Source organism: Sphaerisporangium sp. NPDC004334, from assembly GCF_053602655.1.
In genome coordinates, this window is record NZ_JBSGDZ010000002.1 from 152,982 (window position 1) to 174,686 (window position 21,705).

The 21,705-nt window shown below is 72.8% G+C and carries 19 protein-coding genes; 9 read left to right on the forward strand and 10 right to left on the reverse strand.

The features are described 5' to 3' along the window. Positions 1–8 precede the first annotated feature (8 nt). From ACWEN6_RS02650 to ACWEN6_RS02660, 3 genes are all read left to right on the forward strand, one after another. Entirely contained in the window at positions 9–950 is a 942-nt protein-coding gene (locus ACWEN6_RS02650; RefSeq protein ID WP_452568628.1) for a carbohydrate ABC transporter permease, read from the forward strand. Next, entirely contained in the window at positions 950–1,831 is an 882-nt protein-coding gene (locus tag ACWEN6_RS02655) for a carbohydrate ABC transporter permease (protein ID WP_452568629.1), read from the forward strand. Before ACWEN6_RS02650 ends, ACWEN6_RS02655 begins: the two co-directional genes overlap by 1 nt. A gap of 203 nt (positions 1,832–2,034) precedes the next feature. Then, complete coding sequence (locus tag ACWEN6_RS02660) at positions 2,035–3,327, forward strand: glycosyltransferase family 2 protein (protein ID WP_452568630.1); 1,293 nt, start codon at positions 2,035–2,037, stop codon at positions 3,325–3,327. Between the two features lie 162 nt (positions 3,328–3,489). Here the strand turns inward: ACWEN6_RS02660 and ACWEN6_RS02665 are convergent, their stop codons facing one another. Continuing rightward, on the reverse strand, positions 3,490–5,145 hold the full coding sequence (locus ACWEN6_RS02665) for an isovaleryl-CoA dehydrogenase (RefSeq protein ID WP_452568631.1): 1,656 nt from the start codon (positions 5,143–5,145) through the stop codon (positions 3,490–3,492). A gap of 127 nt (positions 5,146–5,272) precedes the next feature. Between ACWEN6_RS02665 and ACWEN6_RS02670 the strand changes: the two genes are divergently transcribed. The 3 genes from ACWEN6_RS02670 to ACWEN6_RS02680 all read left to right on the forward strand — a co-directional run bounded on the left by ACWEN6_RS02670 (position 5,273) and on the right by ACWEN6_RS02680 (position 7,940). Next, positions 5,273–5,830: a sigma-70 family RNA polymerase sigma factor gene (locus ACWEN6_RS02670; protein ID WP_354838929.1), complete on the forward strand. Its 558-nt coding sequence runs from the start codon at positions 5,273–5,275 to the stop codon at positions 5,828–5,830. Positions 5,831–5,832: 2 nt separating this feature from the next. Continuing rightward, positions 5,833–6,954 carry a maleylpyruvate isomerase family mycothiol-dependent enzyme gene (locus ACWEN6_RS02675; RefSeq protein WP_452568632.1) on the forward strand — a complete coding sequence of 374 codons (1,122 nt, stop codon included), beginning with the start codon at positions 5,833–5,835 and terminating at the stop codon, positions 6,952–6,954. Positions 6,955–7,085: 131 nt separating this feature from the next. Beyond that, on the forward strand, positions 7,086–7,940 hold the full coding sequence (locus ACWEN6_RS02680) for a DUF1707 SHOCT-like domain-containing protein (RefSeq protein ID WP_452568633.1): 855 nt from the start codon (positions 7,086–7,088) through the stop codon (positions 7,938–7,940). A gap of 121 nt (positions 7,941–8,061) precedes the next feature. Here the strand turns inward: ACWEN6_RS02680 and ACWEN6_RS02685 are convergent, their stop codons facing one another. The 3 genes from ACWEN6_RS02685 to ACWEN6_RS02695 form a co-directional block, all read right to left on the reverse strand. Further along, a complete protein-coding gene (locus tag ACWEN6_RS02685) occupies positions 8,062–8,697 on the reverse strand; it encodes a GOLPH3/VPS74 family protein (protein WP_354919753.1) in 636 nt (211 codons plus the stop codon). A gap of 89 nt (positions 8,698–8,786) precedes the next feature. Then, a complete protein-coding gene (locus ACWEN6_RS02690) occupies positions 8,787–9,050 on the reverse strand; it encodes a hypothetical protein (RefSeq protein ID WP_452568634.1) in 264 nt (87 codons plus the stop codon). Next, positions 9,047–9,967, reverse strand: coding sequence for an SPFH domain-containing protein (locus ACWEN6_RS02695; protein ID WP_452568635.1), 921 nt, complete (start codon positions 9,965–9,967; stop codon positions 9,047–9,049). Before ACWEN6_RS02695 ends, ACWEN6_RS02690 begins: the two co-directional genes overlap by 4 nt. A 203-nt stretch (positions 9,968–10,170) precedes the next feature. Between ACWEN6_RS02695 and ACWEN6_RS02700 the strand changes: the two genes are divergently transcribed. Further along, positions 10,171–12,693: a molybdopterin-dependent oxidoreductase gene (locus ACWEN6_RS02700; protein ID WP_452568636.1), complete on the forward strand. Its 2,523-nt coding sequence runs from the start codon at positions 10,171–10,173 to the stop codon at positions 12,691–12,693. Beyond that, positions 12,690–13,610, forward strand: a complete 921-nt coding sequence (locus ACWEN6_RS02705; protein WP_452568637.1) for an FAD binding domain-containing protein — start codon at positions 12,690–12,692, stop codon at positions 13,608–13,610. The genes ACWEN6_RS02700 and ACWEN6_RS02705 overlap by 4 nt, the downstream gene beginning before the upstream one ends. A 46-nt stretch (positions 13,611–13,656) precedes the next feature. On the opposite strand, the gene ACWEN6_RS02710 is transcribed toward ACWEN6_RS02705, so the two are convergent. The 6 genes from ACWEN6_RS02710 to ACWEN6_RS02735 all read right to left on the reverse strand — a co-directional run bounded on the left by ACWEN6_RS02710 (position 13,657) and on the right by ACWEN6_RS02735 (position 20,400). Continuing rightward, positions 13,657–14,625, reverse strand: coding sequence for a sirohydrochlorin chelatase (locus ACWEN6_RS02710; protein ID WP_452568638.1), 969 nt, complete (start codon positions 14,623–14,625; stop codon positions 13,657–13,659). A 235-nt stretch (positions 14,626–14,860) separates the two neighbouring features. Beyond that, positions 14,861–15,589, reverse strand: coding sequence for a phosphoadenylyl-sulfate reductase (locus tag ACWEN6_RS02715; protein ID WP_380824324.1), 729 nt, complete (start codon positions 15,587–15,589; stop codon positions 14,861–14,863). 73 nt (positions 15,590–15,662) lie between these two features. Further along, positions 15,663–15,806, reverse strand: a complete 144-nt coding sequence (locus tag ACWEN6_RS02720; RefSeq protein WP_354838959.1) for an Insertion element protein — start codon at positions 15,804–15,806, stop codon at positions 15,663–15,665. Between the two features lie 40 nt (positions 15,807–15,846). Continuing rightward, a complete protein-coding gene (locus tag ACWEN6_RS02725) occupies positions 15,847–17,529 on the reverse strand; it encodes a nitrite/sulfite reductase (protein ID WP_452568639.1) in 1,683 nt (560 codons plus the stop codon). A 417-nt stretch (positions 17,530–17,946) separates the two neighbouring features. Further along, entirely contained in the window at positions 17,947–18,750 is an 804-nt protein-coding gene (locus tag ACWEN6_RS02730; protein WP_452568640.1) for a TIGR03084 family metal-binding protein, read from the reverse strand. Between the two features lie 453 nt (positions 18,751–19,203). Next, entirely contained in the window at positions 19,204–20,400 is a 1,197-nt protein-coding gene (locus ACWEN6_RS02735; protein ID WP_452568641.1) for a GntR family transcriptional regulator, read from the reverse strand. A gap of 165 nt (positions 20,401–20,565) precedes the next feature. Between ACWEN6_RS02735 and ACWEN6_RS02740 the strand changes: the two genes are divergently transcribed. Further along, entirely contained in the window at positions 20,566–21,675 is a 1,110-nt protein-coding gene (locus ACWEN6_RS02740; protein ID WP_452568642.1) for an FAD-dependent monooxygenase, read from the forward strand. The last annotated feature ends 30 nt before the right edge of the window (positions 21,676–21,705 follow it).

Genomic DNA, 21,705 nt, shown 5'->3' on the forward strand with positions numbered 1-21,705 from the left:
AGCCCAAGATGACCCTCCTGATCGAGGAGAGCGCACCGCGCACTGAAGACAAGACATCCAAGATCCACGGCAAGGTGCGCCTGCGCGAGCATCTGATGGGGTGGCTGTTCGTCGGGCCGTTCTGGATCGTCTTCCTGGCGTTGCTCATCGCGCCGCTCGCCTACGCGCTGTACCTCAGCCTGTTCCAGAAGAAGCTGATCGGCGGCACCAGCTTCGTCCTGTTCGACAACTACGCCAAGGCGTTCACCGACCCGAGCTTCCTGTCCGGGGCGTGGTTCGTCATCCGCTTCTCGCTGGTGGCCATCCCGCTGCAGATCGTCATCGCGCTCGCCATGGCGCTCATCCTTGACGCCGTGACGACGTTGTTCACCCGCTTCTCCCGGCTGATGATCTTCCTGCCGTACGCGATCCCCACAGTCATCGGCGCCGTCATGTGGGGCTTTCTGTACAGCAAGAGCTTCGGGCCGCTCACCGACATCTTCGGACTGTTCGGCGGCACCGCGCCCGACTTCTTCAGCAAGAATCTGATCTTCTACGCCCTGATCAACGTCGTCACCTGGCAGTGGGCCGGCTACTACATGATCATCCTGTACGCGGCCCTTCAGGGCATCGACCCGACGCTCTACGAGGCCGCCCGCATGGACGGCGCCGGGAGATGGCAGACCGCGCTGCGGATCAAGATCCCGCTGATCGCCCCCGCGATCTTCCTCATCCTGGTCTTCTCGCTCATCGGCACCCTGCAGTTCTTCAACGAGCCGCAGATCCTGCGCTACCTCGCGGCCGGCACGATCACACCGGACTTCACCCCCAACATGTACGCGTACGCGCAGGCGTTCAAGCTCGCCAACTTCAACTACGGGTCGGCGATCTCCTTCGCCCTCGGCGGCATCGTCTTCGTCTGCGTCTACGCCTTCCTGTTCTTCACCCGCAAGCGGAGGAGCTTCCTCTGATGACCACCCTCTCCCGCGCCGCCGGACGCCGAAGGCCGCAACGCCACCTTCCCCTGCAGGTGCTCCTCGGCTTCCTGGTCGTGTACTTCCTCATCCCGTTCTGGTGGGTCATCGTCAACAGCTCCAAGGACGCCCCCGGCCTGTTCGGCGGCGGCAACACGCTGTGGTTCACCGACAACGTCGACTACTTCGGCAACCTCGAGCGCCTGTTCACCTACGACGGCGGCATCTACGGCAGGTGGATCCTCAACTCCACGCTGTACGCGCTGGCGGGCGGGATCGGGGCCACCATCCTCGCCGTCATGGCCGGCTACGGGTTCGCCAAATACCGGTTCGCCGGCCGGCGTTTCACCTTCTCGGTGCTGCTCGGCGCGTTGATGGTGCCCGGAACGGCGCTGGTGATCCCCACCTTCATCATGTTCTCCGGGCTCGGACTGACCAACACGATCTGGGCGGTGATCCTGCCGTCGCTTCTCAACCCGTTCGGCGTCTACCTGATGCACGTGTACGCGCGCGACGCCGTCCCCGACGAGATCCTCGACGCGGCGCGTGTCGACGGCGCGGGGGAGATGCGGACGTTCTTCCGGGTCGCCTTCCCGCTGATGCGGCCGGCGGTGGTGACCGTGCTGCTGCTGTCCGCCGTGGCGTCCTGGAACAACTACTTCCTGCCCCTCGCCATGCTCTCCGACAACCGCCTGTTCCCGGTCACCGTCGGCCTCGGCGTCTGGCAGGGGATCGCCTCGGCGAACAACTCGGGCGGCACCTCCCTGTGGAGCCTCATCATCATGGGCGCCCTGGTGTCGGTGGTCCCCCTCATCATCGCCTTCTTCACCCTCCAGCGGCACTGGCGCGGCGGCCTGTCGGTCGGCGGCCTGAGGTAACGGCGGCTCGGAAGACCTCCGGGGGTGGTGGAGATGTCATATCCACCACACCGGAGGTCTTCGTGTTCTCAACGTCGATTCGCACTCCACGAGAAGAAATAGCCATAATGCGCCGCATATGTAGTGGAGTTTGTCGCGAAATGGGACGGCGGGCCGCCCGGCGCTACCGTCCGTGAGCCGTCTGCCACGCGATTGTGCCGACAATGGGCTTTGCAGAGCGTATTGGCATCGGTCGGCCGACTTTAGCACGAGGGATACCGCTCCCACAATCGTTGCATAGGACTTGCGGACGGTTGATAATTCTGGTCGCGACGGCGTTCGATGTGTCCGTGACCGTGTCGGTCGTCCTTTGCCGCCCATTCACAGGAGGTTCCGTGAAGGTCAGCGTCGTCATTCCAGCCTTCAACGCGCGGAGCAAGTTGCGCCTGTTGCTATACACGCTCGCGCACAGCGTGCTCGATCCGGAGGACTCCTTCGAGCTCGTCGTCGCCGACGACGGCTCCACCGACGGTACCGGCGAGATGGTCGCCGAGCTGTCCGGCCATGACGATCTGACCTATCTCTACCTCCCGCGCACCGAACGGTCGAGCCGGGCCGCCGCCCGTAACGCGGCCATCGCCAAGGCCACCGGCGAGCTCGTCGTCATGGTCGACGCCGATACGGTGGTGGGGCCGAACTTCCTCGCCGAACACGTCCGTTACCACCGGCTCAGGAATGACCTCGTCGTGATCGGCGCCCGCCCGGACCTCGGAGACGGAGACTTCGACGAGGAGCGCCTCGGCCGCGAATTCGCCTTCGACGCCATGCCCGCCGTCGCCTGGGGTGATCCACGCGAGAAGGTGCTGGCCGAATTCTCGGGCAACATGAACCGGCTCGCCATCTGCTGGCATCTCCTGTTCTCCTGCAACGCCTCGGTGCGCGTCGAGCACCTGCGCCGCATCGGCGGTTTCGACGAGGAATTTCTCGGCTGGGGACTCGAGGACACCGACCTCGGATATCGGCTGCGGCAGGCGGGACTGGCCTTCGCTTTCAGCGCCTCGGCCGTGGCCTACCACCAGCGGCGCCGGGGGATAGACGCCGGAATGTACGACGACTGGGTCCGCAATCTCGCCTACATGATGGCCAAGCACCAAGCGCCCGAAGTGGCGATCCAGTCGATCGTCGGCCTCGCCATGAACCCCGCCGGCGGGCGGATCGGCTGGGTGGAGGCGATGCGCTGCTTCGAGGTCGCCGCGCGGGCCCTCGATGGCCGGCCGCCGGTGCCCGTCACCTACCGGCTCATGGTGGTCGAGGAGGACACGGTCGACGCCGCGATGGCGGAGTTGGCGGCCCGCGGTGCGACGAGCGATCTTCTGATCATCGACGAGACCCGCGGCGCCGAGCTGTCCGGCCCGGTCCAGTGCATGGACACCCTGGGCGAGCTGCTCTACTTCCACCGGCCGTCGGCGACGCGGCGAGCCGAGATCCTCAGCCGCTACCCGGTGGCCGGCCGATGAGTGCTCATCCTGGGCTGGGCGCGGCCTGACGAGCATGCGCGGCACCACGGCCCCACGGCCCCACGGCGCCCGCGAGCATGCCGCGGATCGTCCTGGCCGCCGGAGACCGGGACACCGGGCGATCCGCCGGCGGATGATCTCCTTTCGGATCACCCGTACTTTTCAGGCGAACCTCACTTGGGCCCGTCCGATGATCGCGTCGAGGTCCGCGCCGGGCGGCAGGCCGCCGTACACGAGACCGCGATCAGGGCTCAGGCGGGAGGCGCAGAAGGCGTCGGCGACGGCCGGCGGGCTGTGCCTGACCAGCAGGGACGCCTGGAAGACCAGGGCCACGCGCTCGACGATCCGGCGGCCGCGGTGTTCGAGGGCGGCGGGGTCGGCCAGGGAGTCCTTCGCCTCGCGCACGGCCGCGTCCAGGCGGGAGTCGGCGCCCTTCGCGAGGTCGACCTCGCCGAAGAAGGCGTCCAGGTTGTCCGGATCCTTCGCCATCGACCTGAGCACGTCGAGGGCGGCCACGTTGCCCGAGCCCTCCCAGATGCCGTTCAGCGGGGACTCGCGGAACAACCGCGGCATCTGCGACTCCTCGACGTACCCGTTGCCGCCCAGGCACTCCAGCGACTCCGCCGCGTGCGCCGGAGCCCGTTTGCACACCCAGTACTTGGCCGCCGCCAGGGCCGTGCGGCGCAACGCCCCCTCGCCGGTGTCGCCGCGGATCGCGCGGTCGGTCGCACCGGCCAGGCGCAGCATGACCGCGGTCGCCGCCTCCGACTCGAGGACCAGATCGGCCAGCACGTTGCGCATCAGCGGCTGATCGGCGAGCGCCTCGCCGAACGCCCTGCGGTGCGTGGCGTGGTGGACGGCCTGCGTCACCCCGTACCGCATGCCGGCGGCCGAGCCGATGACGCAGTCCAGGCGCGTCATGTTGACCATCTCGATGATCGTGCGCACGCCGCGGCCCTCCTCGCCGACCAGGCGGGCCACCGCCCCCTCGTACTCGACCTCGGCCGAGGCGTTGGACCTGTTGCCCAGCTTGTCCTTCAGGCGCATGATCCGCATCGCGTTGCGCGAGCCGTCCGGCAGGACTCGGGGGAGCAGGAAGCACGACAGCCCGCCGGGGGCCTGTGCGAGCACCAGGAAGACGTCGCACATCGGCGCCGAGTTGAACCACTTGTGGCCGGTGATCGCGTACGTGCCGTCGCCCAGCGGCTCGGCGCGGGTGGTGTTGGCGCGCACGTCGGAGCCGCCCTGCTTCTCGGTCATCGCCATCCCGGCCAGCACCCCGCGCTTCGCGGCGGCCGGGCGCAGCCCGAAGTCGTAGCCGCGGGAGGTCAGCAGGGGCTCCCACTCCGCCGCCAGGGCCGGGGTGTGCCGCAGCGCCGCCACGCTGGCGTAGGTCATCGAGATCGGGCAGCCGTGGCCCGCCTCCACCTGCGACCACACGTAGAACTTGGCCGCGCGCGCCACGTGGGCGCCCGGCCGGGGCGAGGCCCACGGCGTGGCGTGCAGGCCGTGCTCGACGGCCACGGCCATCAGCTCGTGCCAGGCCGGATGGAACTCCACCTCGTCGACGCGGTTGCCGTACCGGTCGTGGGTGCGCAGCACCGGCGGGTACTCGTTGGCCAGCCGCCCCCATTCCTGGGCCCTGGCCGATCCGGCGAGCGTTCCCAGGGTGCGCAGCTCCCCGAGGGCCCAGTCGGCGCCCTCCCGTCGCACGCCTTCCACCATGCCGGGGTCGGCGGACACGTCGTGGCCGGTGAGCGGGGGGACCTGGTTGGTGACGTCGTGCGTCAAGAGAGCCTCCGGGCGGTGTCGGTGCATGTCGGTGCGTGGCGGTGCGGTGCGGTCCGGTGCCGAACGCCTCTTGCATGCGCGCTCAGGCATCCATCTCAACATTTCCCCGGAACAGTGGGATGCTCGGGTCGCTGACCAAGGAAGGGTGGGACCGGTGGAGGCCCCTGGAACGACCGACGACCGGCTGTTGCACCAGCGCGTCGTCGGCGGGGACGAGAGCGCGCTGAGCGAGGTGCACGACCGGCTGTATCCGCTGGTGCTGGGGCTCGCGCTGCGGGTCACGCGCGACCGGGTCGTCGCCGAGGACATCGTGCAGGAGGTCTTCGTCACCTTCTGGGAGCGCCCGCTGGCGTTCGACCCCGACCGGGGGTCGCTGCGCGGGTGGCTCGCCACCATCGCGCACCGGCGGGCCGTCGACCACGTCCGCACCGAGGAACGCCACCGCGTCTCGGCGCTCGGCCCCCGCCTGACCGATCCCGAGCCGAGCCCGCTGGAAGACTGGGTCCTGGCCGCCGACGAGGCCGCCCGCGTGCGGCTGGCCGTCAGCCGGCTCCCCGGCGAGGTCCGGGAGGCGATCGAACTCGCGTACTACCGTGGCCGTACCTATCGTCAGGCGGCCGCCGAGCTGGGGCTGCCCGAGGGCACCGTCAAGTCCCGCATCCGGCTGGGCCTGCGCAGGCTCGCCGACGAGCTCGCCGAGAAGGAGGTGTGACGGTGGACCACCACTCCGGCCCGTCCGGCGACCCCTCCGGCCCCGCCACGTCCTCCACGTCCTCCACGTCATCCGCGCAGCCCACGCCCCCCTCCACGTCGTCCACGTCCGCGACCTCCTCCACCCGGCACGGCCCGCCGGTGCCCGCCTCGCACGGCGAGGCCGCCGACGGCCACGCGCCCGCGCCGGGCGGCGAGCTCGGCGCGTACGGCGTGCCCGTCGCCTCCGACCCGGTGACCCGGCTGAGCCTGGACGCGCTGGTCGAGGCCGCCGCCGATGCCCCGGGCGGCGCGCTCTCCCGGCTGATGACGGCCGCCCGGTCGGCGCGCCGCCCCGCCGCCACCACGGGGGTCGCCGCGCCGTACGCCGCGCGCGTCGCCGCCATGGACGCCCTGCTCGCCTCGGCGGCGCCCGCCGACTGGTCGGCGCGCATCGTCGAAGGCTGGACGCTGCAGCAGCTCATCGCCCACCTGGCCGCCACCGACAGCCTGGTCGCCGACGCCATCGGCGCGCCGGTCGCGGGCCCGGCGGTCGCCTCCCAGGAGGTCCTGGCCCGCACGGCCGACATGATCGCGTTCGCGGCCGGGCAGGACCCTGAGCGCACCCGGGCCGACTGGCGCCTCCAGGCCGAGGCGATCTGCGCGCACGCCGCCTCGATGGACCCGGCCACGGTCATCGCGCCGGGCGGCATCGGCTTCCCCGTCTCCGACCACCTGCTCGCCCGCATGCTGGAGACCTGGATCCACACCGACGACACCGCGGCGGTGCTGGGCCGCCCGCTTCCCCTGCCGCTGGACGGGCACATCCACCCGACGGCCGACTTCTGCGCCAGGCTGGTGCCGTGGACGATGCTGCTGTCGGGCATGCAGGGCGGCGACCGCGCGATCCGCCTCACGCTGACCGGTCCGGGGGGCGGCGCGTGGCACGTTCCGCTCGATGTGGCCCGTCCGGCCGTGCCCGACGACGGCTCGCCCGTCCAGGCCGCGATCACCTGCGAGGCCGTGGCCTTCTGCTTCCTGCTCGGCGGACGCGGCGCCCCGGCCGAGTTCCCCGCGGAGGTGGAGGGGGACGCAGGCCTGGTCCGCGACGTCCTGCACGCCGCCCCCGCCCTCTCCGGACCCTGACGCGCGCTCGCCTCGCGCCGGTTCCCGCCCGTTGCGCCGGTTCCGCCGGTCGTCCGGCGGGTGGAGGCGCGCGGCGAGATCCTCCTTACGGAGGATCGTGACATGGCGTGATGCCGCGCTAGATTCGTGCCATGAATGATCCGGGTGGTATGCGCGCCTCGGACGCCGAGCGCGAGGCCGTCGTCGAACGGCTCAGAGAGGCCTCCGTCGAAGGACGCCTGACGCTCTCCGAGCTGACCGAGCGCACCGAGGCCGCCTACCTGGCCGCCACCCACGCCGAACTGGCCCAGATCACCGCCGACCTGCCGGATGGCGTGCCGCACGCCGCCGCCGGCCCCTTCCCGTCGTCCCCCTCCCCGTCCCCGCGTACCGGCAGGGCCCGACGCTGGTACGTCGCCGTCATGGGCGACACCAAGCGGCGCGGCAAGTGGCGCGTCGACCAGGAGATCGGCGCGGTCGCCGTGATGGGCGATGTGACGATCGACCTGCGTGAGGCCGAGGTGCGCTCCAACGAGGTCGACATCGTCGCCACGGCGGTGATGGGCGACGTCAAGATCATCGTGCCCGACGGCGTGGACGTCGACCTCACCGGCATCGCGGTCATGGGGGACAAGCGGGTGGACGTCCTTGAGGCCCCGCCAGGGCAGCACGTCCCCGTGGTGCGCGTCCGGGCGTACGCCGTGATGGGCGACGTCAGGGTCATCGGAGACTCCCAGGCCAAACCGATCCAGCGAGCGTGGTTCGCCTGGAGCGAGTGGTGGCAGGAAAGGCGCGGCGAGATGCACGCCGGACGGCGCGACCACCTGCTCGGGATGCGCGAGCAGCGCCATGAGCTGCACCGGGCCCACGAGGAGGTGCGGCGCGCCCACCACGAGGCGATGCGCGAGGTCCGCGACGGCCTGCGCCAGGCCCGCCGCGACTCCCGCCGTGACGGCCGCCGCGACGGCTCCTTCCCTCCGCCCCCGCCGCCGCCCCCCTACGGCTGACCACCGCTTCCGCCGGGCCGGGTCGCCGGCCTCGTACGGTCGCGCCGAGCTTGTGGTCCCGGTCCAGGTCGGGCCGAGCTGCCGCGCGAGAGCCCGGCCCGGTCGCCGGGGGAGCGCCGGGTCAGGAACCGGCGGCCGCGGCCTGGGCGGCCTGGATGGCCTTGTGCAGGGCCCGGGGCACCGGGGCCACGACGACGCCCAGTGCCTCGCCGCGTTCGCGGACGGCCCGCCACTGCCGCCACGGCATGACGGTCCTGAGCCTGATCACCGACGCCAGGGCGGTGAGCGCGGCGTCGCGGGGCTCGACCCGTGACAGGGGCTGCCCGCCGCGCATGGCCGAGGAGACCGTCGAGGTCAGCCGCCGCACCACCCGGGTGTCGCGGACCGTCACCTTGGCCAGCGGGATGACGCCGAGCAGGCGGGTGCGCCGCACGCGGATCCAGCCGCCGGCCTCCAACTGGTCGCGCACCTGGCGGACGGCGCGGTGCGAGCCCTTGTTCACCCAGTGCTGCCAGGTGCGCCGCCGGGACGCGGCGATCTGCTGGAGGGCGGCGTCGAGCACGGCGTCGTCCGGGACGGCGGGCCGGGAGGCGACCGGGCCGCCGGTCGCGTCGTCCAGGCAGCCGCGCAGCAGCAGCTCGGCCAGGATCCCGGCGCGCATCAGGTAGCCGAGCTTCCAGCGGGCGGTCGGCCGCCCGCGCTCGATGTCGTAGGCCAGCAGGTAGAGCCGTTGGGGCAGGGAGCCGGGCAGGTCCACCGGTCGCTCCTCTCGGTCGTGTCGTGCGAGGGGTCCGGCCGGCCCGGCCCCGCTGAGGGGGCCGCGCGGGCCGCGTGCGGCGTCTCAGGTCACTCGGCTCCGGCGTCCGGGGCGGTCCCGCCGGCCTCGGCGGCCGCGCCGGTCGGTGCGGAGTCGCCGGGGTCCTTCGGGGGACGGCCCCGTTTGGGCATGCCGCCCACGTCGCCGGGGAGCCGCCCCGCGCCGGCGAGCGCCCGCCGCAGCAGGAACTCGATCTGGGCGTTGGTGCTGCGCAGCTCATCCCCGGCCCAGCGGGTGATGGCGTCGTGGACCGCGGGGTCGAGCCGCAGGAGGATCTTCTTGCGTTCGTTCACTGGTACAGGGAGCCGGTGTTCACGACCGGCTGCACGTCCTTGTCGCCGCACAGCACGACCAGCAGGTTGCTGACCATGGTGGCCTTGCGCTCGTCGTCCAGGTCGACGACGTCGGCGGCGTCCAGGCGGTGCAGCGCGGCCTCCACCATGCCGACCGCGCCCTCCACGATCTGCCGCCGGGCGGCGACGATCGCGCCCGCCTGCTGGCGGCGCAGCATGGCCTGGGCGATCTCGGGGGCGTAGGACAGGCGGGTGATGCGCGACTCGATGACCCTGACCCCGGCCGAGGAGACGCGGGCGGCGATCTCGGCCGAGAGCTTGCCGGTGATCTCGTCGGCGTTGTCGCGCAGCGAGAGCTGGCCGTCGTCGTGGGAGTCGTAGGGGTAGTTGCCGGCGATGTGCCGGACGGCCGTCTCGGTCTGGATGGCCACGAACTCCACGAAGTCGTCCACCTCGAACACGGCCTTGGCGGTGTCCTCCACCTGCCACACCACGACCGCGGCCATCTCGATCGGGTTGCCGTCGGCGTCGTTGACCTTGGCCACGTCGGTCTCGTGGTTGCGGATGCGGGTCGAGACCGCGCGCCGCTGGGTGAAGGGAATGACCCACCGCAGGCCGTCGGCCCGCACCGTGCCGAGGTAGCGGCCGAGAAGCTGCACCACCCTGGCCTGGCCGGGCGCGATCGCCATCAGGCCGGTGAGCAGCAGGACGGCGACCACCAGGAGGGCCACCCCCGCGCCGATCACGCCGCCCGAGCCCTGCTCGCCCTGGGTCACCAGCACCGCCACGCCCGCCGCGGCGAGCAGCAGGCACAGCCCGAGCACGGGCCAGCCCGAGACCTCGAGCGGCCGCCGCTCGCTCACGTGCGCCGCCGGCATCTCCACCGCGACCTCTTCCACCGTTCCCGCCTTGACCATGATTTCCTCCGGGGGGTCTGTGCTTATGGCACAACCATAGCAAAGTGATATCACTTTGCAAGCCCGGAGCCGATTGAAGAGAAGTGACGAACGGTCGGCAGCGGCGGAGGAGGCCGACGATGTCCGCGTGATATTGCCAACGTCAACCCGGCTGCCGGAGACTGCGACGGACGAGGTCGGTCATCTCGGACGGGAGCCCGCGCGTGAAGATCGTGGTCAACGGAGAGCCGATCGAGGCGGACGCCGGGGCCGACGAGGCGATGGTGGACGTCCTGCGCGACGGGCTCGGCCTCACCGGCGCCAAGGCGGCCTGCCGCACCGGGGTCTGCGGCGCGTGCACGATCATGGTGGACGGCGTCCCGCACGTGAGCTGCCTGCTGCCCGCCGCCGCCGTGGCCGAGCGCGAGGTCACCACCGTCGAAGGCCTTGACCACCCGGTCCAGCGGGCGTTCGCCGCGCACGACGGCCTGCAGTGCGGCTACTGCACTCCCGGCCTGGTGGTCCAGGCCGCCGCCTTCGTCGACGACTGGCGGGCCCGCAACGGCGACACCGCCCCGCCTCGCGCGCGCGTCGCCGCCGCCATGGCGGGGCACCTGTGCCGATGCGGTGCCTACGAGGGCATCCACGCGGCGATCGCGGCGGCCTGCCGGGGTGAGCACGACGGCGCCGCCACCGCCCCGCCGGCCCGGGTGGAGGCGATGGACAAGGTCACCGGCCGGGCCCGGTACACCACCGACGTGCGGCCGCCCGGCCTGCTGGAAGGCGTGATCGTCCGCTCGGCCCGAGCCCACGCCCGCGTCACCTCGGTCGATCTGCCGGCCGCCCACGTGGTGGACCTGCTGCCCGCCGACCGCACCGTCCGCTACGCGGGGCAGCCGATCGCCGCGGTCGCCGCGGCCACCCGCGCCGAGGCGCTGGCGATCGCCGGGCGCGCGGCGATCGGCTACGACCCCCTCCCGGCCGCCCTGGACGACGATCCCGCCGCGCCGCCCGTCTACGAGGACCAGGCCGCGCGGAAGCGCGCCCCCAGCCACAGCGAGGGCATGTCCCCGCCCGCCGGCTGGCAGGGCAACGTGCGCGGCCCCGTCGGCCTGCTCAGCAGGCGGGGCCGCGCCGCCGCCCGGCGCGTGGAGGCCGCGCGCGCCGCCGCCGACCCCCGGCTGGTCACCGGCGGGTTCACCACGGCCGTCCAGGCGCACACCCCGCTGGAGCCGCACGCCTGCGTGGCACGCTGGGACGACTCGGGCGACCTGCACCTGCACGTCTCCACCCAGGCCGTCGGCGTCGTCGCCGAGCAGGCCGCCAAGCGGTGGGGGCTGCCCGCCGGCCGGGTCCACGTCGTCGCCGAGCACGTCGGCGGCGGGTTCGGCGCCAAGGTCGGCGTGACCGTCGAGACCGTCGCGGCCGCCGAGCTCGCGCGGGCCTGCGGCGCGCCGGTGCGCGTGGTGCTCGGCCGCGACGAGGAGCTCGCCGACGCCGGCAACCGCCCCGGCACCCGCACCGAGATCGCCCTGCTCACCGACGACGCCGGCGACCTCGCGGCCCTGACCGTGGACGTGTACGGCCGCGGGGGAGTGGCCGTCGGCTCGGCCGTGGCCCTGCAGGCCCGCATGATGTACGGCAAGGCGCCGCGGCGGCTGCGCGACTACGACGTGGTCACCAACGAGCCGCCCGGCGCGCCGTTCCGCGGCCCCGGGGCGCCGCCCCTGCTGTGGGCGCTGGAGCAGGCGGTGGACGAGGCCGCGCACCGCCGCGGCGAGGACCCGATCGCCCTGCGCCGCCGCTGGGACGGCAACCCCAAGCGGCGGGCGCTGTACGACCGGGCGGCGGCGCTGCCCCTGTGGACCGGCCGGCCGGCCACCGGCGCCGGGTCGGGCCGTTTCCGCCGCGGCGTCGGCGTGGCCGCCGCCAACTGGATCTACGTCGTGGACCCGGGAACCGAGGTGGAGCTGCGGGTCGAGGACGGCCTGGTCGTGGCCCGCACCGCCACCCAGGACATCGGGACCGGCGTCCGCGGCGTCATCGCGGCCGTGGTGGCCGAGGAGCTCGGCCTGCCCGCCGGGGCGGTGCGCGTCGAGATCGGCCGGACCGGGACCGTGCACGGGCCGGGCGCCATGAGCAGCCGCGGCACGGCCTCCGTCGGGCCCGCGGCGCGCGACGCCGCCCGGCGGCTCCGCGAGCTCGGCCTGACCGAGGGGGCCCGCGTGGTCGGCGGACGCCGCGGCGACCGGCGCGGCTACCTCACCCCGTTCGCCGTCGCCGGCATGGCGCTCGGTCGCGGGCTCAGCGGCGCCGTCCACGTCACCGAGGTGGAGGTGGACACCCGCCTCGGCGTGGTCCGGCCGCTGCGGGTGTGGGCCGGCATCGCGGCCGGGCACATCTACGCCGATCGCCTGGCGCGCAGCCAGTGCGAAGGCGGCGTCGTCCAGGGCGTCGGCTACGCACTGTACGAGGAGCGCCACGTCGACCCGGCGACCGGCGTGGTGCTCACCACCGGCCTGGACGACTACCACCTTCCCGGCATCGGCGACTGTCCGGAGATCGAGGTGTACTTCCACCAGGAGGGGTGGGACCACGTCAACGGGCGGGGCGTCGGCATCGGTGAGGTCTCCACCATCGGCGTTGCCGCCTCGGTGGGCAACGCCGTCCACAACGCCACCGGCTGGCGCCCCCGCGACCTGCCCATCCGCCCCGACCGGCTCCTCGAAGGGATCACCGCCCGATGACCACCTCGCTCACCGGCATCGCCGAGGGCGCGCGGCGCGGCGGGGAACCCCGCGCGGGCGGCACCGACCTGATGTCCCGCCCCGCCGCCGGACCGCACATCGACCTGCGCGGCCGGCCGGAACTGTCCGGGGTCGTCTGGCGGGAGGACGGCACGGTGCGCGTCGCCGCGCTGACCACGATCGCCGATCTGGCCGCCGACCCGCGTCTCGCCGCCGCCCACCCCTGCCTGGCGCGGACCGCGGCGGCCGTGGCGACGCCCGAGATCCGCGCGGTGGCAACGCTCGGCGGCAACCTGCTGCAGCGCAACCGGTGCCCCTATTTCCGCAGCCCGGCGTTCTCCTGCTTCCAGGACGGCGGCCACGACTGCCCGGCCCAGGACGGGCTCACCCTGCGCGCCGCGGTCGTGCGAACCGGTCCGTGCCTCGCCCCGCATCCCTCGTCCCTGGCCGTGGCGCTGCTCGCCTGCGAGGCGTCGGTGGAAACGCACGACGCGACGGACCCGTTCCCCGTCGGCGATCTGTACGGGGACGGCGCCGACCCCACGCGGGACCATCTGCTCCCTCCGGGCGCCATCCTCGCCGCCGTCGTCCTGCCGCCGCCGCGCGCGGGGGAGCGCGCCGCCTACCACCGGGCGACCGCCCGCGCGCACGCCGAATGGCCGCTGGCCGAGGCCGCGGCGCGGCTCGTGGTGGACGACGGCCGGGTGAGGTTCGCCCGGGTGGCGGTGGGCGGCGTCGCGCGCGTCCCCCTGCGCCTCCCCGAGGTCGAGCGCGCCCTACTGGCAGGAGAGCCCCTGGAACAGGCGGCCGCCCGCGCCGCCGCCCGGTGCACCCCCACGAACCAGAACGCCTACAAAACCGCCCTGCTCACCGGCACCATCCTGGACACCCTGGAACAGGCGGCAGCCCCACGATGACCCCGTGAGAGCGCCGCCGCCCCTGCGCGCCGAACCAGCGGACGGGTCAGCCGGGGGTCGGTACGGGGGTGGTCGTTCGGAGGAGGGATTGGGCCTGGGCGTGGCGTTCGAGCAGGACGGTGACCAGTTCGGGGGCGGGGCCCAGGGGGGCGGCGACCGTGTCCGCGCCGGCGGCCAGGGCGGTGCGCCGCACCTTGTCGGCGAAGTACCCGGGGGCGAGCAGGTAGGTGGCCACCACCACGCGGGCCGGGCGTACATGGCGCGCCGGAGAGTCATGACGTGCTGGAGGGTCATGGCGCGCTGAGGTGCGGCGGCCGGCGCCGAGCGCGGGCCTCAAAGGGGAGGGGTGGGCGGCCAGCAGGCGCAGGACGGCCTCCTCGGGGGTGGGGGAGGCGGCGGAGGCATAGGCGGGGGTCACCGAATGCCAGCCGCGCGCGAGCGCCCAGTCACGGGCCATCTCGTCGATCACCGCGATCGCCCTGCGGTCACTGGACCCCGCGGACACCAGGACGACGGCGGTCTCCGGGTCGCCGATCTCGACGCCCGCCTCGGCGAGCCGCCGCTCCAGCGCGGTGATCAGCAGGGGGTGGGGGCCGAGCGCGGCGCCCTGCTGGACCACGAGCGGCGGGCGCGTCCGGGCCGGCGGCGCGGAGGCGCGGCCGGGGGAGCGGGACGGGCGCGCGGACTCCTCGGGGCGGGTGGACCCCTCGCGGCGTGCGGACCCTTCAAGGCGTGCGGGCCCTTCGGGGCGCCTGGACCTCTCGGGGTGCGCGTCGCGGCGCGCGGCCTCCTCCCGCAGGAAGGCGGGGATGTCGACGCGGGTGTGGTAGGCGTCGGTGAGCAGCAGGGGAAGGACGACGGCCTCGTCCAGAGTGGCCAGCACCTCGGGCAGGGACGGCCGCGCGTGGTCCAGGTAGGCGGCGTGGACGGCCAAACCAGGGCGGGCAAGGCGCACACGTTCTAGCAGTGCCTCCACCGTGGCGGTGGCGCGCGGGTCGCGTGACCCGTGCGCCACCGCCACCAGCGGCGGGACACGCCCCGGGAGGACGATCGGGAGCCCGTGCCGGACCTGGATCCGGAAGGGGCCGGGAACGGTGTTCAGAACCGGGCCTCGTGTGCGGTCGGTCGCGGGTCGTGGCGGGCCCGCGAGTCGGACGGGTGGGCGGGATGGCCGTACCCCCGGGCGCGGCGGCTCGATGGGCCTGAGCCGCCAAGCGGCCTCGCGAGCGCGCGGCCGTGCCCCGGGCGGGTCACAGGTGGATGCCGCACTCGGTCTTGCCGAGGCCGGCCCAGCGGCCGCTGCGGGGGTCCTCGCCGGGGGCGACGCGGCGCGTGCAGGGGCCGCAGCCGATCGACGGGTAGCCGTCGTAGTGCAGCGGGTTGATCAGCACGCCGTTGTCGGACATGTAGTTGTCGACGTCGTCCTGCGTCCAGCGGGCGATCGGGTTGACCTTGACCATCTGGCGCTTGGCGTCCCACTCCACGACCTTGGTGCCCACCCGGCTGGGCGACTCGTCGCGGCGGATGCCGGAGATCCACGCGAGGTAGGGCTCGAGCGCGCGGTTCAGCGGCTCCACCTTGCGCAGGTAGCAGCACAGGTCGGGGTTGCGGCCGTGCAGGCGCGGGCCGAGGTCGCGGTCCTGCTCCTCGACCGTGCGGGACGGCTTGACGTTGATCACGTTGACGTCGTACACCTGCTGGACGGCGTCACGGGTGCCGATGGTCTCGGCGAAGTGGTACCCGGTGTCGATGAACAGCACGTCGACCCCGGGCTTCACCCGGCTCACCAGGTCGATCAGCAGGGCGTCGCTCATGGAGGAGGTCAGGCACAACCGGTCGCCGAAGGTGGCCGCGGCCCAGCGGATGATCTCGCGGGCGGGGGCGTCCTCGAGGAACTGGGCCGCGGACTCGACGATGCCACGCAGGTCGAGCACGCCGCGCTGTCGTTCCAGTACGGCTTCGATCTCCACCAGTGTCATGACTCGCTCACTACTCCTCGATCTTCAGTGTGTGCGGCCGCCGGGCGCGGGGGCGCCCAGGACTCACCGCCGTTCATGAACGCACGCCGATGCCGAGGAACCTCAGCTTGAAGGCGCGGGCGCACGAGCGGCAGTACCAGCCGCCGTCGCCCTCATAGGGTTCGAGGTCCTCCTCGCCGCAGTACGGGCAGTGGAAGGGGACCGCGCGCTCGCTCACGCGTGCCTCCCCTCACCCGCGGCGGGGGCGCCGGGGGCCCTCACGTGAGGTCCGCCTCCTCGGCGCGCTGGACCCAGTCGGCGAAGGTCTCTTCGTCGTCCCGCTGGCTCTGGTAGTTCTTCAGGACGCGCTCGATGTAGTCCGGCAGCTCGTCGGCCGTCGCTTTGAGTCCTCGGACCTTGCGCCCGAACCCGGGCTTGACGCCGAGCGACCCGCCGAGGTGGATCTGGAAGCCCTCCACCTGGTTGCCGCCGGCGTCGACGACGAGCTGGCCCTTCAAGCCGATGTCGGCCGTCTGGATGCGGGCGCAGGAGTTCGGGCAGCCGTTGACGTTGATCGTGAGCGGCTCCCGGAAATCGGGCAGGCGGCGCTCGAGCTCGTCGATGAGGTCCGAGGCCAGCCCCTTGGTCTCCACGATGGCCAGCTTGCAGAACTCGATGCCGGTGCAGGCCATCGTCTGGCGGCGGAAGGTGCTCGGGTTGACCTGCAGGTCCGCGGCCTCCAGGTCGGCCACGATGCCCTCGACCTTGTCCGGCGCGATGTCCAGGATGACCATCTTCTGCTCGACGGTGGTGCGGACGCGGGCCGAGCCGTACCGCTCGGCGATGTCGGCGATCAGGTGCAGCTTGTCGCCGTCCAGCCGTCCCACCTTGGGCGCGAAGCCGACGTAGAAGTTGCCGTCCTTCTGCGGGTGCACGCCCACGTGGTCGCGCCGGCCGCCGCGCGGCGTCTCGGGGGCGGGCCCGTCCGGCAGCGGGTAGCCGAGATACTCCTTCTCCAGCACCTCGCGGAACCGCTCGACTCCCCAGTCGTTGACCAGGAACTTGATGCGGGCGCGGTGACGGAGCCGGCGGTAGCCGTAGTCGCGGAAGATGCCGATCACCCCGGCCCACACCTCGTGGACCTGCTCGGGGCGGACGAAGGCGCCAAGGCGCTTGGCGAGCATCGGGTTGGTGGACAGGCCGCCGCCCACCCACAGGTCGAAGCCCCTGTCGCCCTGCTCGTCGACGACGCCCACGAAGGCGATGTCGTTGATCTCGTGCACCGTGCAGTGGGCAGGGCAGCCGCTCATCGCCGACTTGAACTTGCGGGGCAGGTTCGAGAACGCCTTGTCGCCGATGTAGCGGGCGACGGTGTCGTCGATCTGCGGCGTCGCGTCGATCACCTCGTCGGCGTCGATGCCGGCCAGCGGGCAGCCGAGCATGACGCGCGGAGTGTCGCCGCAGGCCTCGGTTGTCGACAGCCCGACGGCCTCCAGGGCCTCCCAGATCGCCGGGACCGCCTCGACCTCGATCCAGTGGAGCTGGATGTTCTGCCGGTCGGTGACGTCGGCCGTGCCCCTGGCGTAGGTGTTGGCGATGTCGGCGATCGTGCGGAGCTGCTCGAGGCTCAGCTGGCCGCCGTCGATGCGGACGCGGAGCATGAAGTAGCGGTCGTCGAGCTCCTCGGGCTCGAGGATCGCCGTCTTGCCGCCGTCGATGCCCGGTTTGCGCTGGGTGTAGAGGCCGAACCAGCGGAACCGGCCGCGCAGGTCGGCGGGGTCGATGGAGTCGAAGCCCTGCTTGGAGTAGACGTCGATGATCCGCTGACGGACGTTCAGCCCGTCATCGTTCTTCTTGTTCTCCTCGTTCTTGTTGAGCGGCTCGCGGTAACCGAGAGCCCATTGACCTTCACCACGCGGGCGCTTGTGGTGGCGGCTGGCAGGCCGGGGCGGGCTGGTCATGGGGCGTCCTTTGCCGAGAATGGTCGTCGGATCGCACGGACGCTCGTGAGCAGGCCGCCTGACGTCTCATGATTTGAGACGTGAGCGCATGAAAAAGGACGCCTGTCACGGGCCCGAGCTGGCGAGAGTCAACAGGGGGCGACGGTCAACAAGCGTCACAACAGATGGCACTGCGGACACGCAGGAAATCGACGTGACGTCGCACGACGAGAAGCGGGTCCGCTGGCATGTCCCAAACGATACCCGGCGTGTGGGCGATGTCCAATATCGGGTCCACACTTTGGGATATGGTGCCCCTTTTGGCTGGGGTGTCCGTCCCCAGGTAGGGGTTGCCGCCCACCCCAGAAGGGGTGCCCGCCGCGGTCACGCGGGGCCCCCCTTGGATCCCGGTCACGCGAGGGTCCCCGTCGGCCCCGGTCACGTGAGGGCCCGCGCCCGGCCGGGCGGGCGGCCGTCGCCGGGCGGGCCGGCGAACGCCTGGGCGACCGCCGTCCAGGCCCCGGCCGTGTCGCCGCGCACCTCCAGTGACGTGTCGGCCAGGTCGCAGCGCTGGGTGACCAGCAGGCAGAAGTCCAGCACCGGGCCGCGCACCAGGTCGGCCGCATCCTCGGGACCGCTGGTCCACGGCGTGCCGTCCGGGAGGGTCAGTTCCACCCGCACCGGGTCCCGCGGCGGCGCGAGACCGCGGACGGTGAAGCCGTACGGCATCGCGCGCACGCCGAGGGCGGCCACGTGCCGCAGCCGGGCCGTCGGCACCCGGGCGATGCCGAGCGCGTCGGCCACGTCCTGGCCGTGCGCCCAGGTCTCCATCAGCCGGGCGGTGACGAAGGACGCGGCCGACATGTCGGGCCCGTACCACGGCAGCCGCTCCTTGGCGTCGAGCTTCCCGAAGGCGTCGAGGCTGCGGGCGCGCGCCGCGCGGAACCAGGCGAGCACCTGGCCGGGCGACAGGCTGCGCGCCGCGACGGCGATCTCGTCCACCGCTGTGTCCCCGCGGGCCGTCAGGGCCGGCAGCGCGGCGCGGAAGCACTCGGGATCGGTGGCGGCCGTGGTCGCCGCGTCGTCGAACCACGCGAGGTGGCTGATCTGGTCGCGGACCGCCCAACCCTCGGCGGGGGTCGGCAGCTCCCAGCCCGCCGTGTCCAGCGTCCGGATCATGGCCGTGAGCTCCGCGCCCTCCGCCCGGAGATCGGCCAGCAGCTCGGGCATGGAGACGGCCACGGGCACCTCCGCTTCGCATGTGCTGGCGTCAGCGTAACCGAGTGTTGTTCTGGGAGGAACAGGAGGAGAATGGGGCGGGTGATCTGCGAAGAGTGCAAAGATCACCGGCACGACGACTGCCGGGGCGGCTCCTGGTGCGACTGCCAGCATCGGCCCGCCGACGAGCCGCACGAGAGCGTTCTCGTCTGGTCCCACACCAGCTAGCCAGTGCGCTGTCCACGGACGTTCACCGGCTCGGGCGCCGTAGCAGGCGCGGCATCGCCGTACCACGACCCGCCGACCCGGCGCCGACACTGCAGCACGTGGCCGGGGGTGGAGAGCCGCGCCCGGTGAACGTATGTGGTCACCGCACTGGCTAGCACATGGCCCCGGTGCGCCCAGCCCTGACCCGCCGGCTCCGGCGTCCCGCGTGGTCCAACGTGCGGCCCCCGCGCCCGGCGCGTTCCGCGTGGTCTAACGCGCGGCCCCCGCGCCCGGCGCGTTCCGGCCCGGGGCCCCCGCGTCCCGTGTGCCGTCATCGGAGCCCGGCGCCCGCCCGAGGAAGACGGCCAGCCCGTCGAGCAGCACGCGCAGCCCGAGCTCGAAGATCGCGTCGAGGTCGAGGTCGTACCCGCCATCCGCGAAGGCGGCCATGAGCCTGGCGAAGGCCGGATGCCCCCCGTCGGCGGCGATGGACCCCATGGCGGGGCCGTGCAGATCCATCCACTCGTCCTCCGACAGCCCGGTGGCGGCCAGGGCGTGGGCCTCCCGCTCCAGGTGCACGGCCAGGCCCTGGACGTACCCGTAGAGCATCACCTGCAGGTCCAGCATGGTGGAGGCGGTCAGGCCGTGCTCTTCGAGCGCGCCGAGCATGTGCTCGCCGTGGGTGAGCAGGTTGGGCAGCGGCAGCGGCCTGGTGAGCGGGCTGAGCTGGGCCAGCCAGGGGTGGCGGCGGTGCAGGCCCCACAGGGCGCGGCCGCTCTCCTCCAGCCGGGCCCGCCATCCCGCCGGGCGCTCGGGCGGGTAGGAGTGCTCGCCGAAGGCGGCGTCCGCCATCAGGAGCGTGAGCTCGTCCTTGCCGGGGACGTGACGGTAGATCGACATGGTGGCCACGCCGAGCCGGGCGGCGACGCCCCGCATGGACAGCGCGTCCAGCCCTTCCGCGTCGGCGATCTCGATCGCCGCCCGCACGACGCGCTCGCGTGTCAGCTCCGGCTCGCGGTGCCCGGCCTGTCCGGGCGCGGGGGACGACCGCCCCCCGCGGGGGATGCGGTCATGCCCTGGACGGGCCGCGCGAAGGGTGCGGTCATGCGCCGGACGGGCTTCGAGCAGGGTGCGGTCATGCGCCGGACCGGCTTCGAGCAGGGCGTCTTCGTGCCCCTGGTGGGCACCCTCGGCCCCGTCCCCGCCGGAGCCGCGCGCCGCGGCCGGGCCGGGCGGCGGGTCCTCGCCGGCGCGGGGGGCCACGACCGTGCCGACGCGGGGGAGGGCGCTGACCACCCCCTCCTGCCTCAGCGTGGTCAGCGCCTTGGTGGCGGTGGCGAGGGCCACGCCCCACTGCCGGGCGATCTGCCGGGTCGACGGCACGCGGTCGCCGGGCGTGAGCCGGCCCTCGGCGATCTGCCGGCGGATGTCGGCGACGATGCGCCGGTACGGCGGCTCCACGGTCACGGCCCCGCCACCTCCCTATCTGTACTAGGACAGACGTTAGCAGACCGCGACTGCCATACCTGCTGTACTAGTACATAATCACAGGTCACAGGCTTGTGTGTTCTCATGCGTACGTTGTACATTCACTTTTGCGTACAACGTGACGACACGACGAGGAGACATCAGATGACCACCGTGCTCATCTCCGGGGCGAGCGTCGCCGGCCCGGCGCTGGCGTACTGGCTGCACCGCCACGGCCTCACCCCGACCGTGGTCGAGCGCGCGCCCGCGCCGCGTCCCGGCGGCCAGGCGATCGACGTCCGCGGCGTGGCGCTCGACGTGGCCGAGCGCATGGACATGCTGGAGCCGCTGCGCCGCGTGCGCACCCGGATGCGCGGCATGTCCGTGCTCGACGGCGACGGCGCGGAGATCATGCGCACGACCGAGCACACCTACAGCAGCGGCCCGCTGGACGGTGACGACATCGAGGTGCTCAGGGAGGATCTCACCGGGCTGCTGTACGAGCGGACCGCCGCGAGCACCGAGTACCTGTTCGGCGACTCGATCGCCGCGCTCGAGCAGGACGAGCACGGCGTCCGCGTGGAGTTCGAGCGAGCCGCACCGCGCACCTTCGACCTGGTGATCGGCGCGGACGGGCTGCATTCCACCGTGCGGCGGCTCGCGTTCGGACCGGAGGCGGGCTTCACCCGCCACCTCGGGATGTACGTGGCCGTCTTCTCCGCCGAGAACCTGCTGGGCCTCGCGGACTGGCAGGTGTGGATCCGCGACGGCGACGCCGGCGGCGGGATCTACCCGGCCCGCGGCAACACCGAGCTGCGGGTCAACCTGGGGTTCGCCTCCGAGCCGCTCGCCTTCGACCACCGCGACCTCGACGCGCAGCGCCGGATCCTCGCCGAGCGGCTCGGCGGCATGCGCTGGGAGATCCCGCGGCTGCTCTCGGCCATGTGGAAGGCGCCCGACTTCTACTTCGACGCGATGGCCCAGATCCACCTGCCGTCCTGGTCGCGCGGGCGGATCACCTTGGCCGGCGACGCCGGCTACTGCGCTTCGCCGTTGTCGGGCCAGGGCACCAGCCTCGCCCTGGTGGGCGCGTACGTCCTGGCGGCCGAGCTCGCCGCGGCCGACGGCGACCACCGGCGGGCGTTCGCCCAGTACGAGCGGCGCATGCGCCCCTTCGCCGAGCGCAACCAGGCGCTGGCCACCGAGAACCCGGGCGGCCCCGCCTCCCAGGAGTCCGTCGACCTGGCCAAGAACGCCATCGCGCTGGACGGATGATCCTCGCCGTGATCCGCCGATCTCCGCGAG

Excerpts from the sequence above, each read along its gene's own strand:
- ACWEN6_RS02650 (WP_452568628.1), top strand. The coding sequence starts at position 9 with ATGACCCTCCTGATCGAGGAGAGCGCACCGCGCACTGAAGACAAGACA.
- ACWEN6_RS02715 (WP_380824324.1), bottom strand. The coding sequence starts at position 15,589 with ATGACACTGGTGGAGATCGAAGCCGTACTGGAACGACAGCGCGGCGTG.
- ACWEN6_RS02695 (WP_452568635.1), bottom strand. The coding sequence starts at position 9,967 with ATGGTCAAGGCGGGAACGGTGGAAGAGGTCGCGGTGGAGATGCCGGCG.
- ACWEN6_RS02725 (WP_452568639.1), bottom strand. The coding sequence starts at position 17,529 with ATGACCAGCCCGCCCCGGCCTGCCAGCCGCCACCACAAGCGCCCGCGT.
- ACWEN6_RS02705 (WP_452568637.1), top strand. The coding sequence starts at position 12,690 with ATGACCACCTCGCTCACCGGCATCGCCGAGGGCGCGCGGCGCGGCGGG.
- ACWEN6_RS02665 (WP_452568631.1), bottom strand. The coding sequence starts at position 5,145 with ATGCACCGACACCGCCCGGAGGCTCTCTTGACGCACGACGTCACCAAC.
- ACWEN6_RS02680 (WP_452568633.1), top strand. The coding sequence starts at position 7,086 with ATGAATGATCCGGGTGGTATGCGCGCCTCGGACGCCGAGCGCGAGGCC.
- ACWEN6_RS02660 (WP_452568630.1), top strand. The coding sequence starts at position 2,035 with ATGGGCTTTGCAGAGCGTATTGGCATCGGTCGGCCGACTTTAGCACGA.
- ACWEN6_RS02655 (WP_452568629.1), top strand. The coding sequence starts at position 950 with ATGACCACCCTCTCCCGCGCCGCCGGACGCCGAAGGCCGCAACGCCAC.
- ACWEN6_RS02740 (WP_452568642.1), top strand. The coding sequence starts at position 20,566 with ATGACCACCGTGCTCATCTCCGGGGCGAGCGTCGCCGGCCCGGCGCTG.